The organism is Actinomyces sp. ICM47, from assembly GCF_000278725.1.
GTDB lineage: Bacteria > Actinomycetota > Actinomycetes > Actinomycetales > Actinomycetaceae > Pauljensenia.
The window spans coordinates 1-17119 of record NZ_ALCA01000023.1; the positions used below are offsets into that span (position 1 = coordinate 1).

Consider the following 17119-nt stretch of genomic DNA (forward strand, 5'->3'; position numbering starts at 1 on the left):
AACGTGCACGCAAATAGGGTGGGGCCCGGCAGACGCGCGTCTGCCGGGCCCCACCGCACACAATGACGGGAATTAGTGCGGCATGTAGGAACCCAGCCACCCCTGGGAAGCGACGAACACCAGGATGCACAGCACCAGGAGCAGGCCAATCGAGTACGGAGCGGCCTTCTTGAGGATCTCCGCGTCCGAGCCCTCCGAATCGACGGAGGTAGCGGCAATCGCCAGGTTCTGCGGGGACACGATCTTGCCGATGCCACCGCCGATGGTGTTGGCGGCCAGAAGGATGGACGGGTCGAGGCCCGCACCCGCAGCGGCGGTCGACTGGAGGTTCGCGAAGAGCGCGCCCGCCGAGGTCGCGGAACCTGCGACGGCGGTGCCGATCCAGCCCAGGATGGGGGAGAGGAACGCGAAGGCAGCACCCGTCGTCGCCAGGGCGGCACCGATGGAGGTGGTCTGGCCCGAGAAGTTCATGACGAAGGCCAGCGCCATGACGGAGGCGATGGTCAGGATCGCCATGCGCAGCGAGTAGATGGTGCGCGGCAGGACCGTGAACATCTCACCCACGGAGGTCTGGAAGCGACCGTTCGAGGAGTTCGTGCCGTACACGATGGCGACGATGATGCCGGTGACGAAGATCCAGGTGCCGGGGTTGGACAGGATCGACAGCGAGTAGATTGCGGCGCTTGAGGGGGTGCCGTCGGCGGTCAGCAGGTTGCCGTAGACGCCGGGCCAGTGGATCTTGACATCCGTGGAGGAGAAGAAAGCGGCGACGGGCTTGGCCAGCTTCGTGATCGCAATGATGACGACGACGAGGACGTAGGGCAGCAGGGCCAGGCCGATGCGCGACCCGGTGGGCTTGTCGGATTCGTCAGTCGTCGTGGCGAATTCCCCGGGGGTCGTGGGACCCCAGAAGAGGAGGAAGACATAGCAGGCGGCGAAGCCGAGGAGGGAGGCGACGACCGCGGTCAGCTCGTAGGAAACGGAAGGAGTGAAGAAGTGGCCGACGCCGGCTGCGGCACCCGCGACGAGGGCGAGGGGCCAGAGCTGGCGCACGCCGCGCCCGCCGTCCAGGATGAACAGCATCAGGAACGGGATGAACAGACAGAAGATCCAGGTCAGGTGGCCCATGTCGCCTGCGACGACGACGGGTTCAGCGCCGCCGAGCTTGCCGGCGGTCGTCGTAGGGATGGCCATAGCGCCGAAGCCGACGTTGATAGCGTTGCCGACGACGGTGACGACGGCTGCCTTGATCTTCGGGACACCCAAGGTCACGAGCATGGCGCAGGTGATGGCCACGGGCGCGCCGAAGCCAGCCAGGCCCTCGAGCAGGCCGCAGAAGCACCAGGCGACGAGGAGTGCCTGGGCGCGCTGGTCGCCGCGACCGATCGTGTTGAACACGGCCTTGAGATCGGAGGACCGGCCCGACTTTTCCGTGAGGTTGTAGAGCCACACGGCCGCGATGATGATGTAGATGATGGGCATGAAACCCATGGCCGCGCCCTGCGTACCGGCCAGGAGCGCCATGCCGATGGGCATCTTGAACGCGAGGACCGCGATGACGAGGGACGTGACGAGCGAAATGATCGCGCACCAATGGGTGGCGACCTTGAACACACCCATGAGGACGAAGAAGAGAATGAGGGGGAGAAGGCCGACGATGGCCGTCAGGAAGACGTTGCCCGCGACGGACGTCGTCGAGGGGGTAAAGGATTGGGCTAACAACAGGGGGGTCATGACTGCTCCGCGCGTCGTTGTGTGGGACATTGGACCCATTTATCATGACATATGAATGGCGCGATTGACGAATGTTGGCGCGGATTTTTAGGCCGTTGGTCCTTGACGCATCCGACGTGTCCGGGTGATGCGTCGTCGGATCGTCGCGCCGCATCTCACGTCCAGTATGCGCAGCCCTCTCTCACGTGACCAGGAGCGTCGATAGACTACGAAGTGTGAAGACTACATCTGACGTTCCCGTTCCCACCGGCTCGCGCATGCCTATTGGCAAGTACCGCGCGTTCCTGGATACGAATCCGATCAACCTGCCGGATCGCCAGTGGCCCTCCAAGCGCATCACGAAGGCGCCGCGCTGGATGTCTACCGACCTGCGCGACGGCAACCAGGCCCTCATCGAGCCGATGGACCCGGCTCGCAAGCGTCGCATGTTCGACCTGCTCATCAAGCTGGGCTACAAGGAGATCGAGATCGGTTTCCCCGCGGCCTCACAGACCGACTACGACTTCGTGCGCTCCCTGATCGAGGACGACGCGGTGCCCGAGGATGTGACGATCTCGGTGCTCACGCAGTCTCGCCCCGAGCTGATCGAACGCACGGTCGAGGCCATGGTCGGCTTCCCGCGCGCGACCGTGCACCTCTACAATGCGACGGCTCCCGTGTTCCGCGAGGTCGTCTTCCACGCTGATAAGGCGCAGACGGTTGAGCTCGCTCAGTCCGGTGCGCGCGAGATTATTGCGCAGGCTGAGAAGCGCCTGGGTGATGAGACGATTTTTGGCTTCGAGTACTCTCCGGAGATTTTTGTCGACACGGAGCTGGACTTCGCCCTCGATGTGTGTGAGTCCGTCATGGACGTCTGGGAGCCGGGCGAGGGACGCGAGATTGTCCTGAACCTGCCGTCCACGGTCGAGCGTGCGACCCCGAACGTGTTCGCTGATCAGATCGAGTGGATGAGCCGCAACCTGAGCCGCCGCGAGTACGTGGCGCTGTCCGTGCACCCGCACAATGACCGCGGCACGGGCGTGGCGACGGCTGAGCTGGCGCTGCTGGCCGGCGCGGATCGTATCGAGGGTTGCCTGCTGGGCCAGGGCGAGCGCACCGGCAACGTCGACCTGCTGACGCTGGGCCTGAACCTGTTCAGCCAGGGTATCGATCCGGGCATTGACTTCTCGGACGTGGATGCTATCCGCCGCACGGTGGAGTACTGCACGCAGATGGAGACGTCCCCGCGTGCCCCCTACGTCGGCGACCTCGTTTATACGAGTTTCTCCGGTTCGCACCAGGATGCGATTAAGAAGGGCTTCACCGCCCGCAAGGCCAAGGTCGACGCGGCCGGCGGCGACGAGAACGCTGTCGTGTGGGAGCTGCCCTACCTGCCGATCGACCCGCACGACGTGGGTCGCTCTTACGAGGCCGTGGTGCGCGTGAATTCGCAGTCCGGTAAGGGCGGTGTCGCCTACCTCATGTCGACCGCGCACTCCCTGGAGCTTCCGCGCCGCCTGCAGGTGGAGTTCTCCCGCATCGTTCAGCGTCACACCGACACGTACGGTGGCGAGATCAACGCGGCGACGCTGTGGAAGATCTTCGCGGACGAGTACCTGCCCACCAGCGCTGCTCCCGGCCTGGAGCCGTGGGGCCGTTTCGAGATGCGTTCCTCGCAGGTGTCCTCTATCGACGACGAACACGTCGAGCTCAATGCGACGCTCATCGACGGTGGCGAGTCCGTGAAGGTCCAAGCGGTGGGTACGGGTCCGATCGACGCCTTCGTCTCGGCGCTGCACGAGTTCGACCTGGACGTGCGTATCCTCGACTACTCTGAGCACGCGATGAGCCAGGGCCGCGACGCGCGCGCTGCCGCCTACGTGGAGGCGGCCGTGGATGGCCAGATCGTGTGGGGTGTCGGTATCGACTCCTCGATCACGCGCGCCTCGTACAAGGCCGTTATTTCGGCGGTCAACCGCGCCCTGCGCTGAGCGCATCGACATAGGAAACACCGGCCTTGTCCCAATGGGCGAGGCCGGTGTTTTGCTGCGCGTCAGGCGCGTGCCGAGGTCATGGTCGGCTTCTGCGTGAATATGGTGAGCGCGTGCAGTACCTGGCCGTCGAGGATGCGGGAGATCCTCTCCGTGAGGATATAGGGGTCGGAACTCATGCCGGAAGCTAGCCACTGGCTGACGTGTCCGAGCACGCAGAGCGTGAAGTGGTCGGCGATGAACACGCGGTCGCCCTCGGTGACTCGCAGGTCTTGGCTCAGCTCGTCAACGATGGGTTCCATGACGGAGTGCAGCTGCTTGTAGAGGAAGATCTGGAATTCCTCCATGCCGAGCGAGGAAAGGACCGAGCGGGTCTCCTCCGGGTGGGACTGCATCCACACGAGCACGGCGAGCAGTCCGTCGGACCATTCGTCGTAGGTGGAGTGGGTGGCGACCTGGTTGCCGACCTCGCGCTTAAAGACCCACACGGTCAGGTCGCGAATGTCGGAAAAATGATAATAAAAGGCCTGACGGGTCACGCCGGCGGCGCGCGTGAGACCGGAGACTGTCACCTTAGACAGGGGTGTGGTTGTCAGCGCGTCACGTAAGGCGCGCGCGAGTGCCGTTTTGGCATCAGTGTGGGGCATCAGAAGTCCTCGTCAGCGGTAAAAGAGAGGTTACGTGCGGACTGTACATGTCAGAATGCGGAACCGCTAGATACCGCGCCTAGACACAGTTGGCTGTTTGGGTAGCGTGTCCTCTCTTACACGTGGATACGCCGCATATTTTGTGTCTTGACACCATGTTCTGACCGTAATCAAGAAGTTACATTTGGCATTGTAGTAAAGGTTTGCCGCTGTGTCATGCGTGGTGTGTGGGGTCGTTGTTGTGCCCTTTCCTTGGTTCCCTGGTCAGGTTATGGTGCAGGGGTTGTCGTCACAGGGGAGTGTGGGGAGGTGTGTAGAAAGAATCCGGGTGATAGGACATGTTGTGTTGCTGGGGTGGGTCCCTTGTGTCCCTTGGTGTGGCCTTCTCATCCGCACGTGGGCCTGCTATTCCGAGCCTGGGCAATACCGCCCGCGTACGGAACAGGCGGTCCACGTGTGGGATAGCCGGTTGATGTGCGGAACAGGCAGACCGCGTGTGGGATAGCCGGTTGATGTGCGGAACAGGCAGACCGCGTGCAGGAGGAGGTGGCCCTGCACCAGGCTCGCCGCATCGCGTGCGAACCCGCTATGCGGAGCCTGGGCCTTCTCATCCGCACGTGGGCCTGCTATTCCGAGTCTGGGCAACCCCGCCCGCGTACGGGACAGGCGGCCCACGTGCGGGACAGGTGGTCCGCGTGCGGGATGGGAGGGAGCCCGAGTCGTTGTCGCATGCGGCTAATCCGTGACGGATCGTGGGGCAGCCGCGCACGCTCGCGATGCAGTATGTGCATAGACGAGACAATTGCAACCGACGACGGCGTCGACTTTTCTGTACTGGCGAGGTTGAAAAGTCTCCCTTCCAGCAATATGTAGTGTCCTATTGCTCTAAAACCCCGGCCTCGTCGATGTGGACGAGGCCGGGGTGAGGCAAGCTGTGCACCTTCGCGCGGTTGGTGGGAGGGCCGCGTTACTGTGCCAGGCGCGCCAGAGCTGGGGTGGTTTGGTCGGTCATGAGGACGCGCATGCGAGCGATCGCCAGTGAGGGATTGACCTCCAGGCCGGAGAGCATCCACTGGGCGATGTGGGCGGTGGTTGCCAGGGCGAAGTGCTGGGCGACGACGTCGCGCGCGGTGGCCGTGGCCGTACCGGGCAGGCGAGACTCGATGAGTTCCTGGATGTGTGAGGCAAAGAAGGCCCACAGGTCATTCGGCTCGATGGTCTTCATTGCGGAAGCGGTTTCGTCACGATGGTCATGCATCCACAGCATCGTCGTCTCGATGGCGTCGAGCCATTCTCCCGAACCGGTGGTCAGGCGGGCTGTGACCTCCTCGCGGAAAACCCAGGAATTGAGGTCGTTAAGCGAGCTGAAGTGGTAGTAGAAGGCTTGACGGGTGACCCCCGCAGCGCGTGTCAGTGCGCTGACAGAGATCTTTGACAGCGGCATTTGCGTCAGTGCCTGACGCAGCGCAGTACCAAGCTTTTCACGGGCATCAATCGGGGGAGCCATATCTTTCCTTCCTTCGACGGTTACGAGTAAACCATACCACTTACGAGAAAACTATCTACTCGAAAACTACCTTCAAGGTGTTAGACCGACCACGCTGTCAGTTTCTCATACTTTGTTGACAACGCCCACAGATAGACTTGTCGGTGATTGTTACACCACACTTCACAACGAATTTCGCTGGTCGCGACGCCCCGAGCGCGAGGTAACCCCGGCCTCGTACCCGTGACACAATGTGTCCGTGATGAAGTCCTATCGAGACGAGGCGATCGTCCTGCGCACCCACAAGCTGGGCGAAGCCGACCGCATCATCACCCTGCTCACTGCCGAACACGGTCAAGTCCGCGCCGTCGCCAAGGGCGTACGCAAGACGACCTCGAAGTTCGGTGCGCGCGTCGAACCCTTCTCCGTCATCGACGCCCAGCTCTACATCGGGCGCACCCTCGACACCCTCACCCAGGTCACCTCCATCGCCCAATACGGCGACGCCATCGCCGCCGACTACGACCTCTACCTGGCGGCAACCGTCGTCGTCGAAACCGCTGAGCGCTTGACTGCCGATGCGCACGACGGTACCCACTCCCAATACCTGCTGCTCCTCGGTGCCCTCAACGCGCTCGCGCGAGGCCGGCACGACCCCACTCTCATCCGTACCTCCTACACGCTGCGAGCCCTCGCCCTGGCGGGCTGGGCGCCGTCCTGCTTCGACTGCGCTGTATGCGGCGCGCAGGGGCCGCACGGGTCGTTCTCGATCCCCGACGGCGGTACCGTCTGCGACACCTGTCGTCCGCCCGGCGCATCCTCCCCGGCGCCCGACACCGTCGCACTCCTCGGCCAACTCCTCAGCGGCGACTGGGTGCGCGCGGACCGCTGCGAGGCATACGCGCGCACCGAGGCCTCGGGCCTCATCTCCTCCTATACTCAATGGCATCTCGAGAGGCGCCTGCGCTCGCTGACCGTTATCGACAGGAGTCACCAATGACCACCCATCGCCCCACCCCCATGGACCGCGCCCCCAGCGATCCCACGGCACCCCTGCTGGGACCCGGCCAGTGGCACGTGAATGCGCCCTCCTTCGGGCGCGGCGAAGTCCCCGCACACGTCGCCCTCATCATGGACGGAAACGGGCGCTGGGCGAACTCGCGCGGCCTGACCCGCACCGAGGGTCACCGGGCGGGGGAGTATGCGCTTATGGACACCATCGCCGGCGCAATCGACGCGGGCGTGCGCTACCTGAGCGTCTACACCTTCTCGACAGAGAATTGGAAGCGATCGCCCGCCGAGGTCTCCTTCATCATGAACTACGCCTCCGACGTACTCGCACGGCGCACCGACCAGCTGGCGCAGTGGGGCGTGCACGTGCGCTGGAGCGGACGCCGCCCGCGCCTGTGGACCAGCGTGATCAAGGCGTTGGAAAAGGCTGACCGAGCGACCGCTCATTGCAAGACTCTGGACCTGATCATGTGCGTCAACTACGGTGGGCGCGCCGAGCTGGCCGACGCCGCGCGATCCATCGCCGAGGGCGTGGCCGCGGGACGCCTGAGTCCGCGCGGCGTCAACGAAAAAACCTTCGCGCGCCACCTGTACCTGCCCGACGTTCCGGATGTGGACCTCATGATCCGCACGTCGGGGGAGCAGCGCCTGTCCAACTATCTGCTGTGGCAGATGGCCTACGCGGAGATGATGTTCGTCGATACTCCCTGGCCCGCATTCGATCGCGAGGAGCTGTGGGGCTGCCTGGAGGAGTTCGCGGGGCGTGATCGCCGCTTCGGCGGGGCGATTGACCACGTTGTGCAGTCTTAGTTGCGGTCCTCGGCCAATGAACGGTCGACGGCGGCGCGCTTACGGCGGCCCCACATGACCTTGGTGGCGATGAGACCAATGATGAGCGCCAGGCCTGCCCACCCCCACGGGGATCCGGCAATCGCTCGGATAGCCGCGGCGAAGACTGCAAGCATGCCGAGGCCGTAGAGCAGCGCCCACAGAACGCACCCGGGGATCATTGCGAACGTGTAGGTGCTCCAGCGCATGCGCACCAGGCCAGCGCCCGCGTTTACCGCCGTCTGGATGCCGACCGTCAGAAAGCACAGAGGGATCGCGATAATGCCCCACTTGTCGAGCATGGCCGCGCCCTTGCGGGGAACCGGGCCGTCAAACCAGCGGGCCATGGCCCCCAGGAATCCGGTGCGTCCGGAGGCGCGCATCGCGCCGGAGGCGACGCCGCGCGCGAGCCAGTAGGTTGACTGCGCGCGGAAGAAAACGACCCCGAACAGAAAGACGAAGAGGAAGATCCCCTCGCGGGCGAATTCCGGGACCATGTTGTCGATTCCTGCGGTGTGCACAAACCCTCCATCGGATACGTAATAAAACGTAGGTTATCCTAACCTATCTATCAGGGTGGAGGGAATCCCCTGCTGCCGCCCGGGTGCCCCTAGTGCGTGGCGGCCTTGGCCTGGCACGAGGAACAGGTGCCGAAGAGTTCCAGGGAATGTTCGACGCCCGCGAATCCGTGAGCCTGTGCGACGCTGGTCACCCACGACTCGATCTGAGACTGCTCGATTTCTTCGGTGAAGCCGCACTCGCGACACACCAGGTGGTGGTGATGATGGTTGCTCGTGCACGAGCGATACAGGGACTCGCCGTCGGAGGAACGCAGCGTATCGACGCGCCCGTCCTCGGCGAGTCCCTGCAGTGAGCGGTAGACCGTCGCAAGGCCCACGCGATGGCCCTGGGAGTGCAGGTCCTCGAAGATCTGCTGGGCGCTGCGGAAATCAGTCACGCGCGTCAGCTCGTCCAAGACGGCCTGGCGTTGCTTGGTCATGCGCTGCATGTGTGGTCCTTACGTGGTGGCGAATTTAGTGGGCGACCGCCTGCTCGGGGTGCTGGTTGTGCGTGCGAGCCACGCGCAGCCGGCGCACCCGGCGAACGTGGTCCACGACTGCCCTGATCATAAACCCGACCGCGTACAGTCCGATGGCACCGACAACGATGGTCGCGCCGGGGGACAGGTCGATGAAGTAGGTCAGGGACAGACCACAGGTGCAGATGAGGACGCCGAGCACCATGGCGATGCCCATGGTTGAGCGGAACGAGCGTGCCCCCAGCTGCGCGATGGCAACGGGAATGACCATGAGCGCGCTCACCAGGAGCGAGCCGACGACGCGCATTGCGACCGCCACGGTCAGGGCCGACAAAATCGCGATGAGGAGGGAAAGCGTGCGCACGGGCAGACCCGTCGAGCGCGCAAAGTCCTCGTCGTTGGTCACGGAGAAGAGGGCGGGTGCCAGGCCCACGCCGAGCACAATGATCGCGAGTCCCAGGATCGTAATGAGCGAGATGTCGCTCCAGCGCACGGTCGAGATTGATCCGAAGAGATACGAGTTGAGCTGGGCGGACGTGCCGCCCGCCAGGCCGATGAGCAGCACGCCTCCCGCGATGCCGCCATAAAAGAGCATCGCCAGCGCAGTGTCGCCCGACGTGCGTCCGCTCTGGCGGACCAGCTCGATCGTGATCGCACCCAGCAGGGAGATGATCACCGCGCCCGGGACGGCCCACGAGTCTGCCGGGGATACGTTCGCGAACGTGCCGACCAACCAGCCGAGCGCAACCCCGGTCAGAGAAATGTGCCCGATGCCGTCGCCGAGCATCGCGAGCCTGCGGTGTACCAGATACGTGCCGATGATCGGCGCGGTCAGCCCGACGATGAGCGCGGCCAGGAGGGAACGCTGCATCATCTGGGAAGAGAGAAGGGTGGTCAGGGCGTCAATCATGCGTCTCTCCCGTCCAGATTCCGCTGACGAGGCCTCGGTCGCCCTGTGAGGGAGCGGTGGCCTCAGTGGGGTGACAGTGGTCGCCTCCTCCATGGTGCTGTTCGTGGTCATCCTCAATATGGGGAGGGCCGTCGTAGGAGACGTGCCCGGCGCTGATGTGCAGCTCGCGGTCGAGGAGGGGGCCGAGTTCGCCCAGCTCGTGCAGGACGATGAGGATCGTCGTTCCCTCTGCCTTCGCATCGGCGACGATTGACGCCAGGCGCGCGCGGGAGGCGGCGTCGATCCCGGCCATCGGTTCATCCATGATGAGGAGTTCGGGACGGCGCACGAGGGCGCGCGCGATGAGGACGCGCTGAGCCTGGCCGCCCGACAGGATATTCATGGGGGAGTGGGCGCGGTGGGCCATGCCGACGCGCTCAAGCGCTTGCATCGCGCGGGCGGTGTCGCCGGGCAACGCCCACAAGCGTGTCGGGCCAAGGAGACCGGAGCGCACGACCTCAATGGCGCTGGCACTGATGGCACCTCCCGAAGAGATGCGCTGGGGCACGTAGCCGATCTTCTTCCAGGGCACGCGGCCACGAGCGGTGATCGAGCGGCCGAAGAGGAGGGCATCACCGCTCGTGATGGGGGCAGTGCCCAGGATGGCCTTGAGCGTCGTGGACTTGCCCGACCCGTTCGAACCGGTGAGGGCAACGGTCTGGCCGGCGGGAATGGACAGGGAGATCCCGTGAAGGATCAGGTCCGTATCCCAGGCCACATGCAGATTATCGAGACGCACGACGGCGGTCGCCTCCGCCTGGGAGGCTCCCGCCGTCGTGGTGGTGTCAGTCGTGCTCACTGGCAGTTGTTGGCTTTCGTCAGGGCGTCAATGTTGTCGTTCATGACCGCGGCGTAGTCCTTGGAAGAGTCGGTCTGGGACTCGATCGGATCCAGGACGGCCGTGGAGATTCCAAGGTCAGTGGCCAGGGTCTGCTCGACCTTGGGGTCAATGAGAGCCTCGGTGAAGATGGTCGTCACGCCCTGGTCCTTGACAATCTTGCCAATCTCTGCCAGGCGCGCGGGGGAGGGGGAGGACTCAGGGTCGAGGCCCGAGATGCCCACCTGGGTCAGGCCGGTGCGGTCGGCGAGGTAGCCGAAGGCGGTGTGCGCGGTGACGAAGGTCTTAATCTGGCAGGTCGAGGTCTTCGCGACGAGGTTGTCGCCCAGGGAGGTGAGTTCTTCGTTCAGGGCCTGTGCGTTGGCCTTGTAGGTCTCGGCGTTGGTCGGATCGGCCTCAGCGAGCTTGTCGCCCACCAGGGTTGCGGCATTGGCCATGCGCGCCGGGTCGAGCCAGAAGTGCGGGTCCATGCTCATGTCGTGGTGGTGGTCGTGGTCGGCGTGCTCATGGTCGTGGCCCTCGTGCTCGTGGCCTTCATGGTCGTGGTCGGCGGCCTCCCCAGACTGGGCTTCGCCGGACTGGGCCTCGTCGGTATCCTCGTCCTCGCCCGGATGGTTGGACGTCGAGTCGATCGCAACCAGCTGGGCGGCGGGGGACACGTCGATGACGGTCTTTGGAGCGTGCTGCTCGACGGCCTCGTCGACCGCGCCCTGGAAGCCGGCCAGGTAGACCACCGCGTCAGCGGAGGCCAGGGAGTCGACCATCTTGGGCGAGAGCTCAAGGTCGTGAGGCTCGGCACCGTCCGGGGTCAGCGAGGTGACGGTGACGTGCTCACCGCCGACCTTCTCGGCCAGGTACTTCAGGGGATAGAAGGAAGCCATGACGGTCAGGGTGCCGTCCTTGCTGGTCTTGCCGCCGGTCGATGCGGAGGGGGAGCAAGCAGACAGAGCGAGCGCTGTAGCTGCCGCACATGCGGCGGCGAGGATTCTTTTCGACATGAGAATCATTCTCTGACCTAGTGAGAATGATTGTCAAGACTTTCTCGGAGAGCGAACTTGTCTGATCAGGGCTTTAGTGTGCGTGCGCGGTCGTTCCGCGCACGACCAGGTCGGGTGAAAAGACGTAATCCTCGTGAATGGGGGTGGAGTTGGGTGTGGCCAAGGCCTCGAAAAGATTGCGTACGGCGGCGGAAACGATCGAGGCGACGGGCTGGTGGACGGTGGTCAGGCCTGGGCTGAGGTGGGACATGAGGAAGGTATCGTCGAAACCGATGATGGAGATGTCGTCCGGGACCGACAGTCCCATGGAGGTGATCGTTCGGATCGCGCCGAGCGCCTGTAGATCCGACCCGGTGATGATTGCTGTAACTCCGCGCTCGATCAGTCCGGCCGTATGGGCTGCCGCGGCCTCGTATGTATAGAAGGTCTCCTCAATGATGGGAGCATGGTCGCCGACCAACTCGCCCATGATCTGTGTGAAAGCTTCTGCCTTGCGCAGGGCTGGGACGATGTGGGTGCGGCCTCCTAGGAGGGCGATGCGGGTGTGACCGAGTTCGTGTAGGTGTGCCACGGCCGCGCGGATTCCCAGTGCATCGCCTGTAGAAAAGTCGGGGGCAGGAATCTCGGGGCGGGCGCCATTGATGGTCACGAACGGAATTGAGCGCTGTGTCACATCGAAATAAGGACCAAGGTCTGCCAGGAGGTCAGCATGTCTTCCGGACACGAAAATGAGGCCGCTCACACGATGGTCGAGGAGGGAAGAAAGGTGGTCGAATTCTGAGGTGGCACCCGGTGTTTGGGTCCGAATGAGTGAGATGCCGCCTGCTCGCGACACCTCCTCCTGGAGGTGGTGGGTGAAGGAAGCGAAGATCGGGTTTGTTAGTTCGGGGACGATAATGCCAATCGCCGGCGTGTCGGGGGTGCGCTCAGGGGTCGGTCGGTCGTATCCCAGCTCATCAATCGCAGTCAGGACCTTGCGGCGAGTGTCTGCGGAGACCTGTCCGACGCCGTTGAAGACGCGCGAGACCGTTGCCGTTGAGACGCCGGCGTGTGCGGCGATATCGGCCATGCTCGTGCGGTTTTTCGTCATCGACTCAGCTCTCCTTTGGGTGTGTGCGCACGACGTGATGAGTATAAATGTAACAGCTGGCTCACAATTCGGAAAATTGTTGCAGAAACAAAATCAGACGTATTACAGTGGCAGATAGCAGGTCGCTGATGGAGGCGACCAGCCCGACCAACACAGGAGTAAACATGCGACGTGGCATCGCAGCACTCGGCGCCTTTGCGGCGGTCACCGCCCTGGCTGCTTGCAGTGGCAACACCACCCCGGCCGCGACCGACAACGACACGGCGGCGACCCTCACGATCTGGGCGGACGACACTCGTTTCACGCAGGTCCAGACGTTCGCCGAGGACTTCACGAAAGACACGGGCGTTGCCGTTAACGTCGTTCAGAAGTCCGAGGCCGACATGGACACCGAGTTCACCACCCAGGTGCCCACCGGCAACGGCCCCGACCTGATCGTTATGGCGCACGACAAGCTCGGTGCGCTCGTCGCTAACGGCGTCGTCGCCCCCGTCGACCTTGGCGAAGCCAAGTCCCAGTTCTCCGACGTGGCCGTCAAGGCCGTGACGTACAACGGCCAGACCTACGGTGTTCCCTACGCCGTTGAGTCTGTCGCCCTGGTTCGTAACGACGCCCTGACCACTGACACGCCCACCACCTACGACGACTTGATCTCCTCTGGCAAGGCGTCGGGTGCCGAGTACCCCTTCATCATCCAGATGGGCGACAAGGGCGATCCGTACCACTTCTACGCCTTCCAGACGTCCTTCGGCGCTCCCGTTTTCAAGACCAACTCTGAGGGTGAGTACACCGCCGAGCTGGCCATGAACGGCTCCGGCGGCACCGAGTTCGCCAACTGGCTTAAGGCTCAGGGTGACGCGGGCATCGTGTCCCCCTCGATCACCGGCGACATTGCTAAGCAGAAGTTCCTCGACGGTGCCGCGGCCTACACGGTGACCGGCCCCTGGAACGTCGCGGCCTTCCGTGCGGCCGGAATGAAGGTCTCTGTCCTGCCTGTCCCCGCTGCCGGCTCGCAGGCCGCCCAGCCCTTCGTTGGCGTCCAGATGTTCTACCAGAGCGCCAAGTCCGCCAACCCGGTTGCCGCCAAGCAGTTCTTCAACTACCTGGCGACCCCCAAGGCCCAGGAAGAGATGCAGAAGCTCGGTGGCCGCGCCTCCGCGATGCCCGAGGTTGCCGCTGCTTCCGATGACCAGGACATCAAGGACTTCTCCAAGGTTGCTGAGGGTGGCGCGCTCGCTCCCGCGATCCCCGCGATGGGTGCCGTCTGGAACTTCTGGGGCCAGACCGAGGCCGATATCGTGACCGGCAAGGATACGCCCGACGCTCTGTGGGGCATGATGGTTACCAACATCGAGGGTGCCATCGCCTCCAAGTGAGTCCCCTCGCTCGACGATCCTCGTTCGAGCATGGTCTCACCTCGACGCACAGGAGTGCTCATGCCCGTCCGCCATCCCGCGTTGCGGGCGGGCATGATCCCATCGATACACAACGCCGCAAGTCGGCGCATAGGCACCCGCGGTGCCCTTCTTGACCGCCGTCAGGCGGATTCCGTCGCAATGACGCGCGAATGCGCACGTGTGGAGGACACGATGTCTGAGCCAGCGAAGGCTACAGAAAAGAAAAAGACGGGGCCCAAGGCCTCGCACGCGAGCGAAGTGACCAAGCCTGGTTTCTTCGTGAAACTCGTCCTAATGATGCTCATCGACGCCCTGGGGCTCTACGGCATGTTCACCGCGTACCTGGTGAAGTCGTGGACGGTTCTTGCCGTCCTGGCCGTTCTGCTCCTCGTTGTGAACTGGGTGTACTTCTCCAAGCGGATGATCCCCGCGAAGTACCTGGTTCCCGGTATGGTGTTCCTGCTCATCTACCAGGTGTTCGTGATGGGGTACACGGGCTACGTGTCCTTCACGAACTACGGGCAGGGTCACAACTCGACCAAGGATGACGCCGTCGCGTCGATCCTGAAGTCTGCAGAGCAGCGCGCCCCCGGTGCGGTGAATCTCCCGGCCGCTATCGTTGAAGACGGCTCGGGCCTCGGCCTGGCCATCGTCGATGCCGAGACCGGTGGCATCAAGGTCGGCAACTCCGAGAAGCCTTTCCACGAGGTGAGTGGCACCCAGTCCGGCGGCATGATCACCGCCGTCGACGGATACACGGTTCTCAAGCTCAACGATATTCTGAAGCGCCAGACCGAGGTCGCCGCCCTGAACGTCCCGGCCTCCGAGGATCCCAACGCGGGCCACTACAAGAGCGAGGATGGCACGACCGCCTACCTTGCGAAGTCTCGCTACAACTACGATGAGGCTGCGGACACGCTGACCGACACCGAGACCGGCACGGTCTACACGGCCGACGGCAAGGTCGGCGCATTCGTCGACGCCGAGGGCAATCAGCTCGATCCGGGCTGGCGCGTCTTCGTCGGCTTCGACAACTACCGCAACATGTTCACGCGCGGCGATCTGGCGGGCCCCTTTATGAAGGCCCTCGTATGGTCCTTCATCTTCGCTGCGGCCTCGGTCCTCTCGACCTTCGCGCTCGGCCTCATCCTCGGCCTCGTCTTCGCGGACAAGCGCATCAAGGGCCGCAAGATCTACCAGTCCCTCATGATCCTGCCCTACGCCTTCCCGGCCTTCCTGGCCACGCTGGTGTGGAAGGGCATGCTCAATAAGGACTTCGGCTTCATCAACCAGGTGCTCCTCGGCGGTGCACACGTCCCGTGGCTCACGGATGGAACGCTGGCGAAGCTCTCGATCCTGGGCGTGAACCTGTGGCTGGGCTTCCCCTACATGTTCCTCGTGTGCCTGGGTGCCCTGCAGTCGCTGCCGGGTGACGTTGAAGAGGCCGCGAAGATCGATGGTGCTTCCGGACTGCGTACCGTGTGGTCCATCAAGCTGCCCCTCGTGCTGCAGTCCACCGTCCCGCTGCTGATCGCTTCCTTCGCGTTCAACTTCAACAACTTCTCGCTCATCTACATGTTGACCGGCGGTGGCCCGAACTACCCGGGCATGGATGTCGGCCAGACTGACATCCTGATTTCGATGGTCTACAAGATCGCGATCGAGTCGGGTTCCCCGAACTACGGCCTGGCCTCGGCCATGTCGATCATCATCTTCATCGTCGTGGGCGTGATCGCGTGGCTCGGTTTCCGCCAGACGAAGACCCTTGAGGAGCTGTGATGAGTGCTGCAAAAGTGACGAAGAAGAAGAGCGAGCCGACCCTCAAGGGCGCGCGCTGGTGGAAAGAGGTCGGATGGCGTCACGTCGTCGCCATCGTCATGATCATCTACTGCCTGGTCCCGCTGCTCTACGTCCTGTCGGTCTCCCTCAACCGGGGTGCGACGCTGACGGGCTCGAACAAGCTGTTCTCGAACGTGTCGTTCGATAACTACCTGTCCCTGGGATCGGGCAAGTACGCCGCCTACTGGTCGTGGGTCGTCAACTCTCTGATCGTGTCTACCACGACCGCTATCGGTACTGTCCTCATGGGCGCTGCTGCCGCCTACGCGTTCAGCCGCTTCCGCTTCAAGGGACGCCGTGGCACGCTGACCGGCCTCCTGCTGGTCCAGATGTTCCCGCAGATGCTGGCCTTCGTGGCCCTGTACCTGCTGCTCCTGGGTATCCAGGACATCTTCCCGGTCGTGGGCCTGAACTCGAAGCTCGGCCTGATCTGCGTCTACCTCGGTGGCGCGCTCGGCTCGAACACCTTCCTGCTGTACGGCTTCTTCAACTCGATCCCGCGTTCGCTGGATGAGGCAGCGATGATCGACGGCGCGACGCACGCCCAGACCTTCTGGACGATCATCATGCCGCTGGTTCGCCCGGTTCTGGCCGTCGTCGGCCTGCTGAGCTTCATCTCCTCGCTCGGTGACTTCGTGATCGCGAAGGTTGTCCTGCAGGATCAGGATCAGTTCACGCTGGCCGTCGGCATGTACATGTGGGCAGCCGATGAGCGTACCGCCCCGTGGGGCATCTTCGCGGCGGGTGCCGTCCTCGCGGCCGTCCCGGTCATCCTGCTGTTCCAGTACCTGCAGAAGTATATTGTCTCCGGCCTGACCGCCGGCGGCGTCAAGGAGTAAGCGCGCCGCGCCCTCCTGCCTAGCCAGCCCCGGCCTCGTCCCCTATCCCCGTGGGACGAGGTCGGGGCTGTTTTGTACGTTCGGGCACCGTGTGGGTCGAGGGCGCAACAAAGCTGCTCAATACCCGCCCGATGTCCGCCTTGTGCCCTGTGCTCGGGCTTGTTGTGGGGCAGGGGTGACTCGGTTTGCCAGTTCCGCGTTTATTCTTGTGTGTTGGGGCGCTGTACCCGATCCGTAGGCAATGCACCTCTTCTGAACGGGTGCAGTGCCCCTGATCGGGTGCATCATCCCGTAACGGGTGCAGTGCCCCCGCTCGGGCGTTGTTTCTGGTGGTGGTGTGGCTGTTTGCCCGGGTCGTGGGCGCCTTCGTGCCTGGCTGCCCGCGAGACTTCGCAGCCTCGCTTCGCTCGGAGTCGTCGACTAGATACCCCCGAGTCCTCTGGGCGGCGCTTCC

Annotated in this window: 15 protein-coding genes; 6 read left to right on the plus strand and 9 right to left on the minus strand. The window is 63.7% G+C overall.

Annotated elements, in window-relative coordinates; genetic code table 11:
* Nucleotides 1-72: 72 nt before the first annotated feature.
* A complete protein-coding gene (locus tag HMPREF1136_RS01190) occupies nt 73-1734 on the minus strand; it encodes an L-lactate permease (protein WP_034504374.1) in 1662 nt (553 codons plus the stop codon).
* A 215-nt stretch (nt 1735-1949) separates the two neighbouring features.
* Here HMPREF1136_RS01190 and leuA point away from each other — a divergent pair, with 215 nt between their 5' ends.
* Complete coding sequence (gene leuA / locus HMPREF1136_RS01195; protein WP_009647480.1) at nt 1950-3704, plus strand: 2-isopropylmalate synthase; 1755 nt, start codon at nt 1950-1952, stop codon at nt 3702-3704.
* Nucleotides 3705-3766: 62 nt separating this feature from the next.
* Here the strand turns inward: leuA and HMPREF1136_RS01200 are convergent, their stop codons facing one another.
* Together HMPREF1136_RS01200 and HMPREF1136_RS01205 are read right to left on the minus strand one after the other, a co-directional pair.
* Nucleotides 3767-4351 carry a TetR/AcrR family transcriptional regulator gene (locus tag HMPREF1136_RS01200; protein WP_009647512.1) on the minus strand — a complete coding sequence of 195 codons (585 nt, stop codon included), beginning with the start codon at nt 4349-4351 and terminating at the stop codon, nt 3767-3769.
* A gap of 967 nt (nt 4352-5318) precedes the next feature.
* Complete coding sequence (locus tag HMPREF1136_RS01205; RefSeq protein WP_009647507.1) at nt 5319-5858, minus strand: TetR/AcrR family transcriptional regulator; 540 nt, start codon at nt 5856-5858, stop codon at nt 5319-5321.
* Nucleotides 5859-6099: 241 nt separating this feature from the next.
* On the opposite strand from HMPREF1136_RS01205, the gene recO reads away from it, so the two are divergent.
* Nucleotides 6100-6837, plus strand: coding sequence for a DNA repair protein RecO (recO, locus tag HMPREF1136_RS01210; protein WP_009647505.1), 738 nt, complete (start codon nt 6100-6102; stop codon nt 6835-6837).
* On the plus strand, nt 6834-7658 hold the full coding sequence (locus HMPREF1136_RS01215; protein ID WP_009647501.1) for an isoprenyl transferase: 825 nt from the start codon (nt 6834-6836) through the stop codon (nt 7656-7658). The genes recO and HMPREF1136_RS01215 overlap by 4 nt, the downstream gene beginning before the upstream one ends.
* Here HMPREF1136_RS01215 and HMPREF1136_RS01220 read toward each other — a convergent pair.
* The 6 genes from HMPREF1136_RS01220 to HMPREF1136_RS01245 form a co-directional block, all read right to left on the minus strand.
* A complete protein-coding gene (locus HMPREF1136_RS01220) occupies nt 7655-8197 on the minus strand; it encodes a DedA family protein (protein ID WP_009647503.1) in 543 nt (180 codons plus the stop codon). The genes HMPREF1136_RS01215 and HMPREF1136_RS01220 overlap by 4 nt on opposite strands.
* Nucleotides 8198-8286: 89 nt before the next feature.
* Entirely contained in the window at nt 8287-8685 is a 399-nt protein-coding gene (locus HMPREF1136_RS01225) for a Fur family transcriptional regulator (protein WP_009647508.1), read from the minus strand.
* Nucleotides 8686-8710: 25 nt separating this feature from the next.
* Entirely contained in the window at nt 8711-9625 is a 915-nt protein-coding gene (locus tag HMPREF1136_RS01230) for a metal ABC transporter permease (protein WP_009647479.1), read from the minus strand.
* Nucleotides 9618-10463, minus strand: coding sequence for a metal ABC transporter ATP-binding protein (locus tag HMPREF1136_RS01235; protein ID WP_009647498.1), 846 nt, complete (start codon nt 10461-10463; stop codon nt 9618-9620). The genes HMPREF1136_RS01230 and HMPREF1136_RS01235 overlap by 8 nt, the downstream gene beginning before the upstream one ends.
* Entirely contained in the window at nt 10460-11509 is a 1050-nt protein-coding gene (locus HMPREF1136_RS01240; protein ID WP_034504356.1) for a metal ABC transporter substrate-binding protein, read from the minus strand. The genes HMPREF1136_RS01235 and HMPREF1136_RS01240 overlap by 4 nt, the downstream gene beginning before the upstream one ends.
* 64 nt (nt 11510-11573) lie before the next feature.
* Entirely contained in the window at nt 11574-12590 is a 1017-nt protein-coding gene (locus tag HMPREF1136_RS01245; RefSeq protein WP_009647486.1) for a LacI family DNA-binding transcriptional regulator, read from the minus strand.
* 164 nt (nt 12591-12754) lie between these two features.
* On the opposite strand from HMPREF1136_RS01245, the gene HMPREF1136_RS01250 reads away from it, so the two are divergent.
* From HMPREF1136_RS01250 to HMPREF1136_RS01260, 3 genes are all read left to right on the plus strand, one after another.
* A complete protein-coding gene (locus HMPREF1136_RS01250; RefSeq protein WP_009647496.1) occupies nt 12755-13966 on the plus strand; it encodes a sugar ABC transporter substrate-binding protein in 1212 nt (403 codons plus the stop codon).
* A 213-nt stretch (nt 13967-14179) separates the two neighbouring features.
* Nucleotides 14180-15766 (plus strand): ABC transporter permease subunit, encoded by a 1587-nt coding sequence (locus HMPREF1136_RS01255; protein ID WP_034504379.1) that lies wholly within the window; start codon nt 14180-14182, stop codon nt 15764-15766.
* A complete protein-coding gene (locus tag HMPREF1136_RS01260) occupies nt 15766-16665 on the plus strand; it encodes a sugar ABC transporter permease (protein WP_034504359.1) in 900 nt (299 codons plus the stop codon). Before HMPREF1136_RS01255 ends, HMPREF1136_RS01260 begins: the two co-directional genes overlap by 1 nt.
* Nucleotides 16666-17119 lie beyond the last annotated feature (454 nt).